The 18,910-nt window shown below is 36.8% G+C and carries 15 protein-coding genes; 10 read left to right on the top strand and 5 right to left on the bottom strand.

What is annotated here, in order from left to right:
* Positions 1–131: 131 nt before the first annotated feature.
* The 3 genes from ACTJJF_RS06085 to ACTJJF_RS06075 all read right to left on the bottom strand — a co-directional run bounded on the left by ACTJJF_RS06085 (position 132) and on the right by ACTJJF_RS06075 (position 5,012).
* Positions 132–1,589 carry an LptF/LptG family permease gene (locus tag ACTJJF_RS06085; protein WP_312303846.1) on the bottom strand — a complete coding sequence of 486 codons (1,458 nt, stop codon included), beginning with the start codon at positions 1,587–1,589 and terminating at the stop codon, positions 132–134.
* Positions 1,590–1,710: 121 nt separating this feature from the next.
* The gene (locus ACTJJF_RS06080; RefSeq protein ID WP_440699039.1) at positions 1,711–2,358 is read right to left on the bottom strand and encodes a LolA family protein; all 648 of its coding nucleotides are present in this window, start codon (positions 2,356–2,358) and stop codon (positions 1,711–1,713) included.
* A gap of 65 nt (positions 2,359–2,423) precedes the next feature.
* Entirely contained in the window at positions 2,424–5,012 is a 2,589-nt protein-coding gene (locus tag ACTJJF_RS06075) for a DNA translocase FtsK 4TM domain-containing protein (RefSeq protein WP_440699038.1), read from the bottom strand.
* 366 nt (positions 5,013–5,378) lie between these two features.
* On the opposite strand from ACTJJF_RS06075, the gene ACTJJF_RS06070 reads away from it, so the two are divergent.
* The 3 genes from ACTJJF_RS06070 to ccsA all read left to right on the top strand — a co-directional run bounded on the left by ACTJJF_RS06070 (position 5,379) and on the right by ccsA (position 10,398).
* Entirely contained in the window at positions 5,379–6,023 is a 645-nt protein-coding gene (locus ACTJJF_RS06070) for a cysteine hydrolase family protein (protein ID WP_440699037.1), read from the top strand.
* 161 nt (positions 6,024–6,184) lie between these two features.
* Positions 6,185–6,766, top strand: coding sequence for a Crp/Fnr family transcriptional regulator (locus ACTJJF_RS06065; protein ID WP_312303836.1), 582 nt, complete (start codon positions 6,185–6,187; stop codon positions 6,764–6,766).
* A gap of 287 nt (positions 6,767–7,053) precedes the next feature.
* On the top strand, positions 7,054–10,398 hold the full coding sequence (ccsA, locus tag ACTJJF_RS06060) for a cytochrome c biogenesis protein CcsA (protein ID WP_440699036.1): 3,345 nt from the start codon (positions 7,054–7,056) through the stop codon (positions 10,396–10,398).
* A 211-nt stretch (positions 10,399–10,609) separates the two neighbouring features.
* Here the strand turns inward: ccsA and ACTJJF_RS06055 are convergent, their stop codons facing one another.
* A complete protein-coding gene (locus ACTJJF_RS06055; RefSeq protein WP_440699035.1) occupies positions 10,610–12,436 on the bottom strand; it encodes an acyltransferase family protein in 1,827 nt (608 codons plus the stop codon).
* A 279-nt stretch (positions 12,437–12,715) separates the two neighbouring features.
* Between ACTJJF_RS06055 and ACTJJF_RS06050 the strand changes: the two genes are divergently transcribed.
* Both ACTJJF_RS06050 and ACTJJF_RS06045 read left to right on the top strand, forming a co-directional pair.
* On the top strand, positions 12,716–13,582 hold the full coding sequence (locus ACTJJF_RS06050) for an SPFH domain-containing protein (RefSeq protein WP_312303830.1): 867 nt from the start codon (positions 12,716–12,718) through the stop codon (positions 13,580–13,582).
* A gap of 86 nt (positions 13,583–13,668) precedes the next feature.
* Positions 13,669–13,857 (top strand): Arc family DNA binding domain-containing protein, encoded by a 189-nt coding sequence (locus tag ACTJJF_RS06045; protein ID WP_312303827.1) that lies wholly within the window; start codon positions 13,669–13,671, stop codon positions 13,855–13,857.
* A gap of 192 nt (positions 13,858–14,049) precedes the next feature.
* Here ACTJJF_RS06045 and ACTJJF_RS06040 read toward each other — a convergent pair whose 3' ends face one another.
* On the bottom strand, positions 14,050–14,199 hold the full coding sequence (locus ACTJJF_RS06040) for a hypothetical protein (RefSeq protein ID WP_312303825.1): 150 nt from the start codon (positions 14,197–14,199) through the stop codon (positions 14,050–14,052).
* Between the two features lie 135 nt (positions 14,200–14,334).
* On the opposite strand from ACTJJF_RS06040, the gene amaB reads away from it, so the two are divergent.
* The 5 genes from amaB to ACTJJF_RS06015 all read left to right on the top strand — a co-directional run bounded on the left by amaB (position 14,335) and on the right by ACTJJF_RS06015 (position 18,910).
* Positions 14,335–15,885, top strand: a complete 1,551-nt coding sequence (gene amaB / locus ACTJJF_RS06035; protein ID WP_440699034.1) for an L-piperidine-6-carboxylate dehydrogenase — start codon at positions 14,335–14,337, stop codon at positions 15,883–15,885.
* A 115-nt stretch (positions 15,886–16,000) separates the two neighbouring features.
* On the top strand, positions 16,001–17,326 hold the full coding sequence (lat, locus tag ACTJJF_RS06030) for an L-lysine 6-transaminase (protein WP_312303820.1): 1,326 nt from the start codon (positions 16,001–16,003) through the stop codon (positions 17,324–17,326).
* Between the two features lie 62 nt (positions 17,327–17,388).
* Complete coding sequence (locus ACTJJF_RS06025; RefSeq protein ID WP_065397696.1) at positions 17,389–17,619, top strand: DUF2007 domain-containing protein; 231 nt, start codon at positions 17,389–17,391, stop codon at positions 17,617–17,619.
* Between the two features lie 206 nt (positions 17,620–17,825).
* Positions 17,826–18,338, top strand: a complete 513-nt coding sequence (locus tag ACTJJF_RS06020; protein ID WP_312303815.1) for a GNAT family N-acetyltransferase — start codon at positions 17,826–17,828, stop codon at positions 18,336–18,338.
* A 116-nt stretch (positions 18,339–18,454) separates the two neighbouring features.
* Positions 18,455–18,910, top strand: a complete 456-nt coding sequence (locus ACTJJF_RS06015) for a transcriptional regulator (RefSeq protein ID WP_065394571.1) — start codon at positions 18,455–18,457, stop codon at positions 18,908–18,910.

Here is an 18,910-nt window from a genome sequence, read left to right as displayed (position 1 = left end):
ATCATTTCAGAAAAAATGATAAAAATTCGAAGATTATTGCAGTTGAAAAGAATATGACAGCCATTTTAATTACAAAAAAACCCGGAAAAAATCCGGGTTTGTATCTCTTTCTGATATCCTTATTGGAACAGTTACTGATATCTTTTATGCTCTTTATCCTTCACAAACAGTTTGGTAACCGGTTTAAAGAATGCTTTGTATTTTTCTGCATCAAATAGCTGCGAATCAGTAAGGGCTTTGTAGGTCATCCATATTCCAAAAGGGAAGAGGATGAAATTAGGAAGCCAGGCAGCCAGATAAGGATTCATTTTTCCGCTCCATGACATATTTTCCACTCCCACATTCATTACATAAAAAATGATGAAAATAACAATAGCGATGATGACAGGGAGTCCCATACCTCCTTTTCTGATAATAGATCCTAAACTGGCCCCGATCAGGAAAAAAATGATGCAGGTTACAGAATAGGAAATAATTCTCTGTTGGTAAATAACAATCTTACTGAAATATTTTACATTGTTGCTGACTTCATTCTTTTTAGACTCCAGAGTTGATTTCAGGTTATCCAGCCTGTTGTAAGAGTAATAGATCATTTCCAGCTTTTTATCTCCTTTTACAGTATCTAATTTGATCTGAGCTTTTGGAGTGACCTTGTGTTTATTACCCTTGTCCATATAGCTGATCACAGAATTGGTCTGATTCAGAACCTCAGAACCTACATTATCAAAAAACTGTTTGTTTTCTTTTTTGCTTCTGGCAATCGTTTCGTTGACCTGATTATAGCTCTGGAAACGGTAGTCATCCGTAATTTGCTCTTTTTCGATGGCCTTATTGATGATCTCACTGATGTCAAAATGAGAAACCAGTGTATCGAATTTAATCGCCTGATCCGGCTGTTTCTGTCTTACATTGTCTCCTTTTCCTGCATAAGTATCCTCAAATACGTATCCGTTGTACAGAACTAGCTTCAGAAAGTTTTTATTGGCTGCGGGAACAAATTTTCCCTTTTCTGCAACAATAGACTGCTGGTTTTCGTATGTGTTTGCTTTTTTGTGGATAAAAACCCCGTCAATATTCTCTCCGTTATCACCATAGATCTTATCAAACTTTACCATATAGCTCGGAATCTGATCAATGAACTGTCCGGGAGTAAAGTTAAGTGCAGGTTTCGTCTGTGCAATATTGAAAAGCATATTCTTGGCCTTCTTCTGAAAATCCGGACTGATATTATTCGAGAAAAAATAGAGGATAATGGCGAGGCCGGTTGCTACTCCCAGCAGGGGAGTCATTACCCTTGTAAGGGAAATTCCTGCTGCTTTCATGGCTGCCAGCTCATATCTTTCACCAAATTCCCCGAAGGACATGATGCTGGCCAGAAGAATGGTAAGCGGCAGTACCATACTGACTACACTTACACCAAGATAGAAAAGAAGTTTAAGGATCTGCCAGTAGCTTAATCCTTTACCCATAAATTGCCCCAGCTGAACCCAGATAATGTTTACAATAAAGATGAAAAACAATACGCTGAATATAAAGAAAAACGGTCCAAAGAAGGTTTTTATGATATATCGGTCTAGTATTTTTAACATGCGTCAAAATTAATCAAAAAGCCACAAAGTTTACTTGTGGCTTTTCATATTTTGTTATTTTTTTTCAATAGTAAAATTACAGACTGCCGGAAGGGCAGAATTGCAGTTTTACTTTTTTATTTTAAAGTTCTGTAACGACGTAGTTTTTAAACTTATTTTTGTCAAAAACAAACATATTAGGATCCAGCTCCTGGTTCTCTTTATATTCTTTAATGGCAATCACCGCTACATCTTTATTGCTTCCATGCTGTTCCAGTTTCACCATTTGCTTCTTTGCAGAATCTATGAAAAGATACACATGCTGTATTCCGTTTGCTTTCACCGGAGTAAGTTTAATGAAATCAGAATTAACCCCGTTTACCATTTTCTTACCGTTATACGTTACATTATAATCGTTTCTGTAAGTGCTAAGGTAGTTGATAGGGGAGAACATACTGCTGCTTCCGTTAGGTTTTGCAACCGTTACTTCCATATCATCAGCATTGATATTGTAGATTTTGTTTCCGTCGAAGATCTGTTCCGTATCCATGATCTTCAGTTTGTATTTTTCTCCGGCAACATAATAAATACCAGGTTCTGTTTTTGTAACCTGCCCGTTAAGGCCGCTTCCAAAAGAAAATTTGAAGTAAGAATTCTTTTTAGACTTGTAGTTGGCTGTAACATCATCCAGAATCTTTTTAGCTTTGGCATCAATCTTCTGAGCATTGGCCATTCCTACCGCACCTACAACAAAACTTCCTAATATAACTTTTGAAATAATATTTCTCATTTTTTTAATTTAATAATCTTTTAGACATTTTTTAGTTTTAAAGGTTAAAATCATCAGATTTCCCTTTAACTACGCAGATCTTCCAAAAACTGTTCCAAAGAATGCAGATCGCTGATCAGAACCTCTCTTGCCTTGGCTCCGTTGAAACCTCCCACAATACCGCTGGCCTCAAGCTGGTCCATAATTCTTCCGGCTCTGTTATATCCGAGTTTCAGCTGTCTCTGAAGCATTGAAGTAGATCCCTGCTGGGTAGAAACAATGATTCTCGCTGCATCTTCAAATAAGGCATCCTTTTCATTAGGGTCAAAAGAACCTGCAGCCGTACTGTTGGCATCTTCAGAAACATATTCAGGAAGAAGGAATGCAGATGAATATCCTTTTTGTTCCCCGATGAATTCTGCAATTCTTTCCACTTCAGGAGTGTCTACGAAAGCACATTGAAGTCTCAAAATTTCATTTCCGTTGAAGTAAAGCATATCTCCCTTACCAATCAGCTGATCAGCTCCCGGTGAATCAAGGATTGTTCTTGAATCTACACTGGAGATTACCCTGAAGGCTGCCCTTGCCGGGAAGTTAGCCTTGATCATCCCTGTAATTACATTTACGGAAGGTCTCTGAGTGGCTACAATAAGGTGAATTCCTACGGCTCTTGCCAGCTGTGCCAGTCTTGCGATCGGTAATTCCACCTCTTTTCCTGCAGTCATGATCAGATCCGCAAATTCGTCCACTACCAATACAATATACGGCAGATACCTGTGTCCGTTCTCCGGGTTCAGCTTTCTTTCCGTGAATTTTTTGTTGTATTCCTTTAAGTTTTTACAGAAAGCGTTTTTAAGAAGATCATATCGGGTATCCATCTCAATACACAATGAATTCAGGGTATTGATGACTTTGTTTGTATCCGTAATGATGGCTTCCTCTGCATCCGGTAGCTTAGCCAGATAGTGTCTTTCAATTTTTGAATACAATGAAAGTTCCACTTTCTTAGGGTCTACCATGACGAACTTCAGCTCACTCGGGTGCTTTTTATAAAGAAGAGAAGTCAGGATAGCATTAATACCTACAGATTTACCCTGTCCTGTAGCTCCTGCCATCAGTAAGTGAGGCATCTTGGAAAGGTCGGCCATGAAAATTTCGTTGGAAATCGTTTTTCCGAAAACTACCGGAAGATCCATGTCAGTATTCTGGAATTTCTGAGAAGCAATTACCGAACGCATAGAAACCATAGTAGGATTTTTTCTCGGCACTTCAATTCCGATTGTTCCTTTTCCTGGCATTGGGGCAATGATTCTGATCCCCAAAGCAGAAAGATTGAGTGCGATATCGTCTTGCAGCTTTTTAATTGCCGCCACTCTGATTCCTGCTTCCGGTACAATTTCATATAAAGTAACGGTAGGTCCGATTGTCGCTTTGATCTCTGCGATGCCTACGTTGAAATTTTTCAGAAGTCCAACGATCTTGTTTTTATTTTCTTCTAATTCTTCTTTGTTGATAGAAATTTCTTCACTGCCATAATCTTTCAGGAGATCAACAGGAGGCATCTGAAAATTGGCAAGATCCAGCTTGTGATCATAAAGGCCGTGCTTTTCTACAAGTTCCTGGGATTTTTTATCAGAATCATCCAGAATATCGATCACCGGAGCAACTTCCACGTTAAATTTAATATTTTCCTGAGCCGGGGCAGAAGTCACTGCAGATACCGGAGTAGAAGGTCTGATATCAAATGCTTCTTCAGGACTTGATACCGGAACGGATGGTTTGGCAGAAAGATTTAAGCTTACAGGTTGTGCCACCTCTTTAGGTTCTGTTTCAAAAGAAGTATGATTAGGCGTTGTAATCGTTTCTATATCGGCTGCTACCGGAACCTCAGGGAATCCTTTCGGGACACTTACCGGTTCCTGTTCCTTTATTACAGAGACAGGATTGGAAGGGATAGGGCTTGCAATATCACTTACGGTAACATTAGGAGCTGTATTTTTTTCTTCCTCCGTTTCTTCAGTCTCTTCTTTCAGTTCTTCATCTGCTTCGAAATCTTCATTAGAATCCGGCATCATGGATCTTACCTTTCCTATGGTATTTTCATTGATGGTGTTAAGCTTTGCTTTAATAGAACTTGGACGAAGGTTGAATTCAAGAATAAAATAAAGAAGGATACTTGCAGCCAAAACAGTCCATAGACCTACAGTACCGATAATGGAATTCAGATAATCCATGATCTGATATCCGTATACACCACCCAAAACGCCTTGTCCTTTTGTAAGCGCTCCCATAAAGATCGGAAGCCAGCAGATGAAAAACAGAGAGTGACCAATGGTCTTCCATGGTTTGAAGATTTTCTTTTTAAGAATAAGGGTTCCTACCACCATAAAAAGAAAGGCAATAATGAATGAGGCAATACCGATACTTTCAAAGATGAAAATATTTCCTAGCCAGTCGCCCACCTTACCAAAAATATTTGAAGATTTGATACTCTTGTCAAGCATGGTACCTGCCTGGCTTTGGTCTGCTTTCCAGTTCATTAAATAAGAAATGAAGGAGAATGCAAGGACGGCAGAGAAAAGTATAAAACTAAGTCCGAAAAAAATGCGCGGCTTAGATAAAATTCTGCCTTTATCAGGCGATTCAGTCGTTTTTTTTTGTGTCTTTTTGTCCATAATATCAATGTCGCAAATTTAATGTTTTTTCAATACTAAAAGAATCTTTTTTATTCAAAAAACATTTTGCTATTCCCTGTTTTTACTGTGATTATTTAAAATTGGTGAGAAGAACTTTTCCGTTATTGTATGTAATAAAATAAGGCATTTTTTTTTGTTTTTCCAAATCCGGATTTGTTAAATTATATTAATTGATAGGTAATCATTATTCTATTGCTTTAATAAGCATTGTAAATCTTCTTAAAAATATTCTAAAACAACAAGATCTGGCATACACTTTTTAAGAACGTTTTATTATTGTTTTTTGAACTAGTTCAAAGGCCAGGAGTGGCAGCCGATGTAGTTTTGTACCATAAAATTTCATCAATGAAAAATACACTCAGATCTATCCTGGCCCTGTGCCTGATTTTAACTTCACTAATAACAATAAACGCACAACAAAAAAGAAAAATGGAAAACACAGCATTATTAATTATTGACGTACAGAATGATTATTTCCCGGGAGGAAAAATGACGCTGGAAAAAGCTGAGGAAGCGGGGCAAAACACCAAAAAAGTTTTGGAATATTTCAGACAGAAACAACTTCCGGTGGTGCATATCCTACATATTTCAACCAATGAAGGCGCTACTTTTTTCCTCCCCGGAACTTCCGGAGCAGAGATCAGTCCATTGGTTTCTCCGCAGGCGGGTGAGAAGGTTATTACCAAACATTTCCCGAACAGTTTCAGAGAAACGGATCTTCTGGAGTATCTGAAATCGGAAAAGATAGAAAACCTTATCATTACAGGAATGATGACCGATGTATGTGTGGAATCTACTACCAGGGCAGCTTTTGATTTCGGGTTTAATACTACCATTATCGGGGATGCTACCGCAACAAAAGACCGGGAACTGAATGGTGAAACGGTAAAAGCTTCAGAAGTTCAAAAGTCTTTTCTTGCGGGAATATCAGCATTGGGAGATCTCTATGCCCGTATTGTGAATACCGCAGATTTTATAAAAAGAAAATAACTTAACATAACTTATATTTTGGTAATGAAGATGGAAGCAGGAGGCTGGAAGTTGTTGGTTGCCGACCTTAATACTCTCTCTATTCTGGCTTCCGTCTTTACAATTATATTTTTCTAAAGGTGTCAATAATTTTGGTACCTTTATTCTGTTTATCAAAAAGGATGTCCGGTTTACTTTACAACAATATCAGCAGATACATCAGTCTTTCAGAAGAAGAGTTCATTCGGTTTGCAGAACCTTTTGAGTATAAAAAATTCAATAAAAAGGATCAGGTGCTCCGGGAAGGCGATTATTGTCTGTTTGAAGGATTTGTTCTGAACGGATGTTTTAAAATATACTACCTGAACGAAAACGGTTCTGAGCAGACGTTGTATTTTGCAGTAGCAGGTTGGTGGATTACAGATATAGACAGCCTCATCAATCATGTTCCCAGCATCCTGAATATTGAAGCGCTTGAAGACAGCGAAGTGCTGATGATTTCCAAAAAAGAGAAGGAACGTCTGTATGAAACCATGCCGCAGATAGAAAAGCTTTTCAGGATCATGAATCAGCAGTCGTCCGTAGCCTTACAAAGAAGAATTTTATCATTGACAGGTAAAACAGCTGATAAACGTTACCTTGAGTTTCTTGAAAAATATCCGGGACTGGAGCAGAGACTGACCCAGCAGCAGGTTGCTTCTTATCTTGGGATTACCCACGAGTTTTTAAGCAAAATCAGAAAAAAGATTTCTTTGGAAAAGTAATTTCTCACACTAAGTTTTATGTATAAATTCTATTTTTTATTAATGGATTAAATATCAATGGTTTATGTTTTGGAGTAAATGACCAAATAGAAGATTTCAATCGGTAGGATAGGTATTATGAATCTGTATTTTTTCGCTTTTAAAAATTGAATTTTTCCTAATAACTCTAATCTTATTAAGAACGATTCAAAATAACTGAAACAGGCTTCAAAATGATAAAAAACAGCTTTTTTTCAGCGCTTTGTAGTTTATCATCCTTATTTTTGCATGTCAAGTACATATAAATCATGAAGAAGCTCCAAGATATTCTTATCTCAACCAGGACAATGGCTGTATTGTTGCTGGTGTACGCATTCGCAATGGCCTATGCAACGTTCTTAGAAAACGACTACGGAACTCCTACAGCAAAAGCATTAATTTATGAGGCAAAATGGTTTGAACTGATCATGGTTCTGCTTATTCTCAACTTCATAGGAAATATCGGAAGATACAGACTGTGGAAAAAGGATAAGTGGCCGGTTTTGGTTTTTCACCTTGCCTTTGTTTTCATTTTCGTGGGTGGTGCCATTACCCGATACATCAGTTTCGAGGGAACCATGCACATCAGGGAAGGAGAGACCTCCAATGAGATCATAACAGATAAAAACTTCCTTAAAATCCAGATCGAAGAAAAAGGAGATGTCCTTAATTATCAGGATATCCCTTATTTAATGTCTCCACTTCATAAAGACCTTACTGCAACTTACGATTTCCACGGAAAGGAAGTAAAGGTGATCGCAAAGGAGTATATCCAGAGAAAGAAAGACAGTCTGGTAGCTGAACCGAACGGAAAAGAATACCTTCATCTGGTTTCTACAGGAAATACCGGAAGACAGAATATATACATCAAACCGGGAGAGACCAAATCAATCAACGGAACTTTGGTAACATTCAACAGAGCTATTGATGGTGCGGTTGAATTCAGAAATGACGGAGGTAAACTCTATATCAAAACTCCTGTAGATGCCAGCTATATGACGATGGCAACACAGGCAACGGGAACTACAAAGAAAGATGAATTCCAGCCGTTGGCATTGAGAAGTTTATATACGATCAACGAGTTGAAGCTTGTAGTGCCTGAAGGTCTTAAAAAAGGAAGACTTATCGCTTTTGAAGGAGACAGAAAGAAAGATCTGAATGTTCCGGATATGCTTCAGATTGAGCTGCAGGGTCCAAAAACAAAGCAACTGGTAGATCTTTCTGTGGAAAAAGGAAACCCGAATGCTTACAAGCAGATCACAATGGATGGTCTGAACATCATGGTAGGTTTCGGACCTAAAGTATACAATACACCTTTTGCATTGAAGCTGGAGGACTTCGTTATGGAAACGTATCCCGGAAGTTCATCACCAAGTGCTTATGAAAGCCATGTGAAAATCATTGATGAAGGAAAAGAAACACCATATAAAATCTATATGAACCACGTTCTGAATCATAAAGGATACCGTTTCTTCCAGGCAAGTTTTGATCCGGACAGGATGGGAACCGTATTATCCGTAAACCATGATTATTGGGGAACATTGATTTCTTATATCGGGTATGGATTGCTTTTCTTAGGAATGTTTGTCATTTTCTTCTGGAAAGGAACACATTTCTGGAAATTAAGCAAAATGTTGACAGATGTAAACAAAAAGAAAGCAGCGGCAGTTCTTTTAATATTCCTCAGCTTAGGATTGAATGCCCAGAAAATTGAAACTCACGGTACAACTGACGGAAGCAGAGACCACGTTCATGTACCGGGAGATGACCATTCTCATGCCCCGGCTCAGAATGTTCAGCCGCTTGACGGTGCTGCTCCAAAGCAGAATTCACTGGCCACTCCAATGGGGAAAATGAGAACAATTACTCCTGATGAGATCATTGCAAGAAATAAAATCAGCAAAGAACACGCAGATAAATTCGGATATCTTTTGGTGCAGAGTTTTGAAGGAAGAATTGTTCCGATCAATACTCAGGCTTTAGATGTTTTAAGAAAACTTTACAAGCATGACCGTTTCAAAGGAACAGACGGGAAATACCTGACTGCTAACCAATGGTTCCTTTCTATCAATACAGATACGCCAAGCTGGACCATGGTTCCTATAATCAAAGTAGGACCTAAAGGTGGGGATGAGTTAAAGAATAAAACAAAAGCTGATGATGATGGATATACTTCTTTAATGAATCTTTTCCCTGCAGATGCAAATGGTAACTTAACATATATTCTTGAGCATGATTATAACACGGCTTTCCGTAAAAAACCGGCAGATCAGACGAATTATGATAAAGAGGTAATTGCCGTAAACGAAAGAGTTCAGATTTTCAACGAATTCTTCAGCGGGCAGTTTATGAGAATCGTTCCTGTGAAAAACGATGCCAACCACACATGGCATTCATGGCTGGATCTGAAATTCGAACCGGATATGGAGTCTCAGCAGGTAATGGGACCTTATTTTGCAGAAGCACTTAATGCTCAGAAAACAAACGACTGGGGCAAGGCAGATAAAGAATTAGCCAAGCTTTCAGACTATCAGCAGAAATGGGGGAAAGCAGTGGTTCCGGCAAAATCGAAAGTTGATCTTGAGGTTTTCATGAATAAAGCCGATATCAATTTTAAATTATTGATCTTCTATACCATCATTGGCGGACTTCTTCTGATTTTAGGTTTTGTTGAATTGTTCAAACCTAACAGAGTATTAAAAAAGGTTATCAAAGCCACTATTTACATTGGATTGATAGGATATATCTGTCATTTCTTAGGTCTTGTGGCAAGATGGTATATCTCGGGGCACGCTCCTTGGAGTAACGGATATGAAGCGATCATCTTCATTTCATGGGTAGGTATTACTGCCGGATTGTTGTTCTATTTCGGATTTACAAAACCTAACCTGGGGCAAAGAGCAGCTTTGGCTGGTGGAAACTTAGTGAATCCTAAAGGCACAGCTGGAGTTAATGCTCTGATTCCTGCAGCTGGATTTATGGTAGCAGTTATCATGATGGGATTTGCGCATGGAGGTTCAGCACTTGATCCGCAGATCACACCGCTTGTTCCGGTATTGAAATCATACTGGCTGATTGTTCACGTAGCAATTATTACCTCAAGTTATGGTTTCTTCGCCCTTTCGATGATCATCGCTGTAATCTCTCTGGTATTTTATATTATTTCCAATAAAGATACGTATAAGATTCACCACGATACAACATTGAAGGAGTTGGTTATTGTTTCTGAAATGTCATTAACGATCGGCCTTTTTGCGCTTACGGTAGGAAACTTCTTAGGAGGAATCTGGGCAAATGAATCATGGGGAAGATACTGGAGCTGGGACCCTAAGGAAACCTGGGCTTTCATCTCTATCATGGTATATGCATTTGTATTGCACATGAGATTAGTCCCTGGATTGAGAAGCAGATGGGCATTCCACGTGGCAACGATGTTTGCATTCTGTTCAATGGTAATGACTTATTTCGGGGTAAATTACTACCTGAGTGGTCTTCACTCTTATGCAGCAGGAGATCCTGTGCCGGTACCGGCTTGGGTGTACATCGGAATTGCTACGATGATTACTTTATCAGCTGTTTCTTATTTTAAGTTTAAAACACTTACAAAGAAATAGGCTTTGAATTGACTAGTACTAAATAATCATTAGATTAATAAGATCAAAATACTAATATTTATGATATAGTTGTAGGCTAACCCTACAACTATATTTGTTTTTATAGGTTTTTATTTTTACCCTATTCTGTTTGTTCATTTGTTCAGATATTTCATAACCGGCTCTCCCGGACTTCTTTGTCTCCTTTTGTCATTTGGGAAATTGTCAGATGTTAATTTATCTTTTGAGACAGGTCGTATAAATAGTGGGTAATTAGTTTCTTATATTGACTGGTTCCATAATAAGTATAATGATTGGTGTCATAAATATATGGATAACCTTTATCAACTTGTTTTATAGGATGATTAAGTAAATCAATATATCTGTCTCCTAATCTGTTCTTAAGTATATCATTGGTATTGAAAGCTTTATCAGAACTTTTATTTTCCCTTTGAATATAATAGGAAGTAGGGAAATCAATATCATAACTCATGGTTTGTCCTATAAAGATGATCTTTGTCTTATATTGGGAAAAATATTGTATTACAGCATCCATCCTTTTGTCCAATTGGTAATAATCTTGGTAATTCACAGAAATAATGACCAAATCAATATTTTCATTGTTTCTTGGGAAATAATGAGAGAAAAAGTAATTCATTAAATCTTGTGGTCCGGCATAAGAGGATTTTGTGTTGGGTTCTGGAAATGTTGCATCTGCTGTAATTTGGATAAAATTTCCATTATGTTTGTTAACTATTTCTCTTACCGTTTCAGAAAACATTCCAGCGTGACTATCACCTAAAAGTATAATGTTATTTTTAGTTTTAGAAGGCTCTAACTCGTTTTTCTTATACAAATAAAATGGTTGATTATGTAGAAGGTGTTTGGTTCCTAACAAATATTGGTTTTTGGCTTCCTTGCTATATTTATAGTTAGCTGCTACATCAACCAGTTGGGCTAGTTCCTTAGAAAAGTATAATTCAGGATTGATTTTGGAAAGCGTGAATGATCCTAAGAAAATCAATATAGAATAGGCTAAAACATAGCCGATTTTCTTACTGTAGCTTTTCTTTTCTATTAAATAGTACGATATGGTGGCAAAAATTATGGATAGAGAAATAAATACAATCTTGTATCTTAATCTTTCATGCAGGCCATAATATAAACTCAACACATAAATTGGCCAGTGCCATAAATATAATGAATAAGATATATTACCTAAAAAGGTGATTATTTTGTTTTTAAAAAACTTAAAATCTGTATTTAAAAGAAGGATTATGCTGGTAGAAGTGACTGGGATTATGGTGAGAAAAGAAGGCCAGCTTGTTGTATGACTTTCTGTGGTATAAATGCAGACTGATAAAATTAAAATACAGATGATTACTATGAAATTTTTATACTTTGGATTAAGCTTCTGAGTATCCTTCTCATAAAGAAAAGCTAATCCCCCAAACATCATTTCCCACGCTCTGGTATAGAAAATGAAAAATGAAAAAACATTATCACTGGTATTATGAACTATCATCATAGTGAAAGACATAATAATTAATAAAAAAAATATAGTTTTGAAAAGTTTAAAATTTACAGAATATGTTCTCCTGAATATAAGAAGCAGTAAGGGATAAAACATATAAAACTGCCATTCTACCGATAAAGACCATGTATGTAATAGAAAATTGAATTGCGAAGAAGCATCAAAGTATCCATTATTTAGATAATAAAAAATATTGGAAAAAAATAGAGAACTGGAAAAACTTGATTCTAAATAGGGAATAAACTGTGTAGGTACGAGAATATAAATCACTACCATAAAAAAGGAAATCATCAGCAGTAATGCTGGAAATATTCTGGATATACGTTTGCCATAAAAATTCAGCAGTTTAAAATTGTCTTTTGTGAAGGAGGTTAAAATGATTCTTGTCATCAGGTATCCTGAAATAACAAAAAAAATATCGACTCCAATAAATCCCCCTTTAAATGATGTGAACTTAAAATGGTACAGTATTACCGCAATGACAGAGAATGCACGCAGAAAAGAAATGTCATTTTTGAATTTCATATTTGGTTTTTTGTATATAATTATTTAGATAGAATAAGCTAATCCTGTTACAAGTATTTTATCTCCTAAATTACAATATTTAAGGTCGGATCCAAATAAAAAATAAAGTCTAAGGCTAAATAAACTCTAAAAGAATGTGTTGTTTTGAATAGGGTTTAATTGATAGGAAACTGTTAATCAAAAATCACTTTTTGGTGTAAAAATCAAATTTATATTTCAAAATTCAAAATTTACCACTATCTTTATGATATCAAAATAATATCAAATTAAAATAAGATCATGGAAAAAACATTAAAACCTATGTCAGGTTATCTTACCTTAGTCATTTGTCTGGCTTTGTTTGTAGCAGCAGTATACTTCTTTATCAGCGGGGTGGATCAGAGCATCACCTTTGTGGTGATTGCCATGCTTTGCTTTCTGTTGTCTTGCTTTTTCTTAAAAGGGCTGATGATCATTCAGCCAAACCATTCAAGGGTATTGAACTTCTTCGGAAAGTATGTGGGGACTGTAAAAGAGAACGGATTATTCTTTATCAATCCCCTGTATTCATCACAGAGAATCAGCCTTCGTTCGGAAAACCTTCAGGGACAGACATTGAAAGTGAATGATAAGATGGGGAATCCTATTGAAATTGCAGCAGTAATCGTCTGGAAAGTAGGAGATACCTACAAAGCAGCTTATGAAGTGGAAAGATACACAGATTATGTGAGAATGCAGAGTGAGGCTGCTGTAAGGCACCTTGCCGTAAGCTTTCCGTATGATAATCTTGAAGATGAACATGCTGATATTACGCTAAGAGATGGTGGCGACCAGGTGAACAAAATTCTTGAACAGGAATTATTGGAAAGATTGGCTCCCGCAGGAATCATCATCCAGGAAGCGAGAATTACCCATTTGGCCTATGCTTCTGAAATCGCCGGAGCAATGCTTCAGAGACAGCAGGCAACTGCTATTGTAGCTGCCAGAACAAAGATTGTAGAGGGGGCTGTAGGAATGGTTGATCTTGCCCTGAAAAAATTGTCTGAAGATAATATCGTTGAGCTTGATGATGAAAGAAAGGCTGCAATGGTAAGCAATCTGATGGTTGTTCTTTGTGGTGAAAAAGCAGCCACACCCATCCTGAATGCCGGAACACTTTATAATTAAGAATGGAACATCAGTAATTGGAATTGTAAGGTGGGGAGAATCTGCACTGAAATAATTAAAATAATCATCTTAGAGAAATTGAGAAAATGAAAGCAGGAAAAACTCAGAACCCTTCAGAAGCTAAAGGCAAAAAATCCTTTGTCATAAGAATAGATGAATCAACGTATAAACTTCTTGAAAAATGGGCCGGCGATGAGTTCAGAAGTGTGAATGGACAGATTGAATACCTATTGCATCAGAGCCTGGTCAATGCTGGAAGAAAGAAGAATGACTGACTTTTAAAAATCATTTTTTTGAGATTTAAAAGGCTTTTTCGGAAGATGAATAAATAAAAAATGTTCTTTTGTTATCAGTTTTAGATTATGAAATACACAAAAAAGAGACTTTTTTTGAACTTTTCAATGAAAAAATAACAATTGGATGTCTTTACGGTAAAAAAGAAAGCAGAGAAATTTTTCTCTGCTTTTTTATTTCATGCAACTCTGAAGAGTGTCTGCTCCAAAGTAGAATATTACGAGCCAAACCAAGCCTTTAATGGTAAAGAAAGCCAATCCTGCCCATCCCACACGCTTGAACCATTTTTTAAACTTTGAGTTATTTTCTTGTGAATTTTCCATTGGTGAATATCAAAAAGATTACCCTGCAAAGATAAGCATGTTTATAATTAGTCCAAATAAAAAGCGTATTAAAAATTAAAGTTTTGAGGTTCACATAATATTTTTATCTTTAGAGAGAACGAAAAGTAAGATTTTATGTCAAAAAAAGTAAAGGATTTCGGAATCGAAAAAACATTAAAAAACTTAGGTATTAAAGAAGAAAACAAAGGTACCTCAGTAGGCGGAAAATATTTCGCTTCAGGAAAGGTGATCGAAAGTATCTCTCCTGTAGACGGAAAGCTGATCGCTAAAGTAAAGACTTCCGGAGAAAGTGATTATGACAAAGTAATTGAAACCGCTCAAAAAGCATTTCAGGAATTCAGGCTGATCCCGGCTCCCAAAAGAGGAGAGATCGTAAGGCAGCTTGGTTTAAAATTAAGAGAATATAAAGAAGATCTTGGTAGACTTGTTTCTTACGAAATGGGTAAGTCACTTCAGGAAGGACTTGGAGAAGTTCAGGAAATGATTGATATCTGTGATTTCGCAGTAGGACTTTCAAGACAGCTTCAGGGATATACGATGCACTCTGAAAGACCTGGTCACAGAATGTACGAACAATACCATCCGCTTGGAGTGGTGGGAATCATCACAGCTTTCAACTTCCCGGTAGCCGTTTGGTCATGGAATACAGCTTTAGCATGGATCTGTGGTAACGTTACCATCTGGAAACCATCAGAAAAAACACCGCTTTGCGCTGTGGCATGTCAGAATATCATGGCTGAAGTTTTAAAGGAAAATAATCTTCCGGAAGGAATTTCCAGCGTATTAATCGCTGACCATGAAATCGGACAGAAGCTGGTAGATGATAAGAGAGTTGCTTTGGTTTCTTTCACAGGATCAACCAGAGTAGGAAGAATGGTTTCTTCCAAAGTAGCGGAAAGATTCGGAAAATCTATCCTTGAACTGGGCGGGAACAACGCTATCATCATTACAAAAGAAGCAGACCTTGATATGTCTATTATCGGGGCTGTTTTCGGGGCGGTAGGAACGGCTGGACAGAGATGTACTTCAACAAGAAGACTGATCATCCATGAAAGCGTTTACAATGAGGTAAAAACAAGATTGACAAAAGCTTACGGACAGTTGAAAATAGGTAACCCGCTGGATGAAAACAACCACGTAGGGCCACTTATTGATACTGATGCTGTGAATCAATATGAAGAAGCTATCAAAAAATGTAAAAAAGAAGGTGGAAAATTCGTGGTCGAAGGCGGTGTTTTATCCGGCAAAGATTATGAATCCGGATGCTATGTGAAACCTTGCGTTGCGGAAGTGAAAAACTCTTACGAGATCGTTCAGCATGAAACATTTGCTCCTATCTTATACCTTATCAAATATAAAACGTTAGAGGAAGCGATTGCGATCCAGAATGATGTTCCTCAGGGATTATCTTCTGCCATCATGACGCAGAATCTCAGAGAAGCAGAACTGTTCCTTTCCCATGCAGGTTCAGACTGTGGTATTGCCAACGTAAACATCGGTACTTCAGGTGCTGAAATCGGAGGTGCTTTCGGTGGAGAAAAAGAAACCGGAGGAGGAAGAGAATCAGGATCTGATGCCTGGAAGTATTATATGAGAAGGCAAACCAATACTATAAATTATACCGCACAACTTCCTTTAGCACAAGGAATTAAATTCGATTTATAAAAGCTTTACTTAAAGCGTACAAAAAAACTATAAAACTTAATAACCTGAATGATCAGATGTTTCATTCTTTGGATCATCTGATCGTTCACTTATTAAATCACACAACAAATTTATTATGGAACAAACATTGGATATAAAAGCAAACAAAGTAAAAGAAACAGTAGGAAAACACGTTTTGGCAGACGGCTTCGATTTTGTGATGGATATTGAAAAATCTCACGGATCATGGTTGTATGACAAACTTACAGACAGAGAATATCTGGATATGTTCTCTATGTTTGCATCAGCATCTGTAGGGTACAATCATCCTTATCTTGTGGAAAGATCAGAATGGCTGGGAAGAATGGCGGTGAACAAACCAACATTGGCAGACGTTTATTCAGAAGAATATGCTCAGTTTCTTGAAGTATTCGAAAGAGTAGTGATCCCTGAAGAATTACAGTATGCTTTCTTTATCGAAGGTGGAACTTTAGGCGTTGAAAATGCAATGAAGGCATGCTTCGACTGGAAGACCCGCAAGAATTTTGCAAAAGGACTTGAAACTGAAGCAGGAATCTGTATTCACTTCAAACAGGCTTTCCATGGAAGAAGCGGTTATACTTTAAGCTTAACGAATACTTCTGATCCAAGAAAATACCAATATTTTCCAATGTTCAACTGGCCGAGAATCTTAAATCCGAAATTAAAGTTCCCAATCACAGAAGAGAACCTGGAAGAAACAATCAAAAATGAAAATCTTGCTTTACTTCAGATCGAAGAGGCTATTCTGATGAACCCTGATAAAGTGGCCTGCATCATTATTGAGCCTATTCAGGCAGAAGGTGGCGACAACCATTTCAGAGACGAATTCCTTTTGGGATTAAGAAGAATCTGCGATGACAACGAAATCTTACTTATTTTTGATGAAGTTCAGACAGGAATCGCTATTACAGGAAAAATGTGGGCATTCCAGCACTTTACAGCAAAACCGGATATTATTTCTTTCGGTAAAAAAGCTCAGGTATGCGGTGTGCTTGCCAATAAGGAAAAGTTTGATGAAGTTCCGAACAACGTTTTCAGAGAAAGCTCAAGAATCAACTCTACATTCGGAGGAAACTTTATCGATATGCTTCGTTTCCAGCTGGTAATGGAAGTCATCGAAAAAGAAAACCTTGTGGAGAATGCAAGAGTAGTGGGAGACTTCTTACTGGAAAGTCTTAAAGCAATGGCAGAAAAATATCCTGAGAAAATTTCAAATGCAAGAGGAAGAGGATTGATGTGTGCCATCGATCTTCCAACGGCTGCACAGAGAAACCAGTTGATGAATGAGCTTTTCAAAGACGGATTGATTATTCTTCCTTGCGGAGATCAGTCTTTACGTTTCAGACCACATCTGAATGTAACCAAGGAAGAAATTCAGCTGGCCTTAGATAAAATTGAAAACAATATTAATAAGATTTAAAACTAAAAGATTTGTAATTTTCAAAAAAACATTGTATATTTAGATATTCAAACATTTAGAGTATGGAAAGAAGCACGAGAGTATCGGTTTATGAAAGTGACAAACCTTCAGAAATTCAGTTGGTTAAGTCTAAATTGGATGATGCGCAAATTACAAATACAGTTGAAAACAACTATCTTACATTTACTACAACACCCACAGCAACCTCGCTGAAAGTAATGGTAGATCTGGAAGATGAGAAGAAAGCCTTTGAAATTATTGATGCTTATCTTCAACAAAGTGAAAATCAATAAACAATTTCATAATTTTAAATTTTACTACTTCGAACCGAAAATTAATTTTTATTAGTTTTCGGTTTTTTAATTAATCATATAATCATTAAAAGATTGAAAAATTGAATGATTAAAAGATTACTGAAAAGAACCCGCAATTTAATTAAATAGGATTGTTCTGATTTTTAATCCTTTAATCTTTAAATTTTTAAATCAAAATCTACAACATGAATTCAGAAATCAAACTAAGAAAAGCGGAAATTGAAGACAGAGACATTATTTGGGGAATCATCCAGCAGTCTATTGAAAGAAGAAAACAGGACGGAAGTACACAGTGGCAGAATGGCTATCCTAATCTGGGTACGGTAGAAAGCGATATTGCAAAAGGTTTCGGATATGTTCTTACGGTAGATGGCGATATTGCAGTATACGGTGCCCTGATTCTGAATGATGAGCCGGCGTACAGCAAAATTGAAGGAGCATGGCTGAGTGACGGAGAATTCGTGGTGGTTCACAGAGTAGCTATTGATGAAAAATTTGCTGGCCAGGGAATGACGAAAAAACTGTTTGATCATATTGAAGATTTTGCCAGATCGCATGATATTCAGAGTATTAAGGTAGATACCAACTATGATAATATTGCCATGCTGAAAATCCTTGAAAGCAAAGGATATTCTTATTGCGGAGAAGTTGTTCTGGCAGACGGTCTAAGGAAAGCTTTTGAGAAGATTGTTATTTAAGCAAAAAGTTAAATCAACTTTCATTGAATTTTTAAAAGAGTCTTTATTTATAAACTCTATCATCTTTGTTCGTTTGGTTCTGAACTAATTTTTACTTTTGTTCAAATTTTTATATTATGCACCAAAGTATAGAAATTGATGAAAAAATATTTCAGGATGCCGTAAAATTTTATGGCACCGTGTTCAGCTTACCTCCTTTAGCTTCAAAAATATATTCCTACCTTCTTTTTGACTATGAGAAAGTAGGAATTACTTTTGATGAGTTTGTGGAAGTGCTTTCTGCGAGCAAAAGTTCTGTTTCCACAAGTATTTCACTCTTGCTTAATGCTCAGCTAATTGTTGATCATAACAAGATGGATGAGCGGAAACGGTATTTTTTTATCAATGACGAATACAAAAAAATTCGGTTCGAGAAAATTGTCCAGAAAATGCAGGACGAATTAAAACTACTAGATGATTTAAACAATTTTAAAAAAAGTAAAGACGATGGATACAACGAAAGAATAGAAGTTTACAAAGCACTCTTAAATAAAAACATAGAAAATATTCAGGAATCTCTTAATAAACTATAA

This window comes from Chryseobacterium sp. 22458, assembly GCF_052044975.1.
Taxonomy (GTDB): domain Bacteria; phylum Bacteroidota; class Bacteroidia; order Flavobacteriales; family Weeksellaceae; genus Chryseobacterium.
This window is presented reverse-complemented; position numbering and strand designations above follow the sequence as displayed.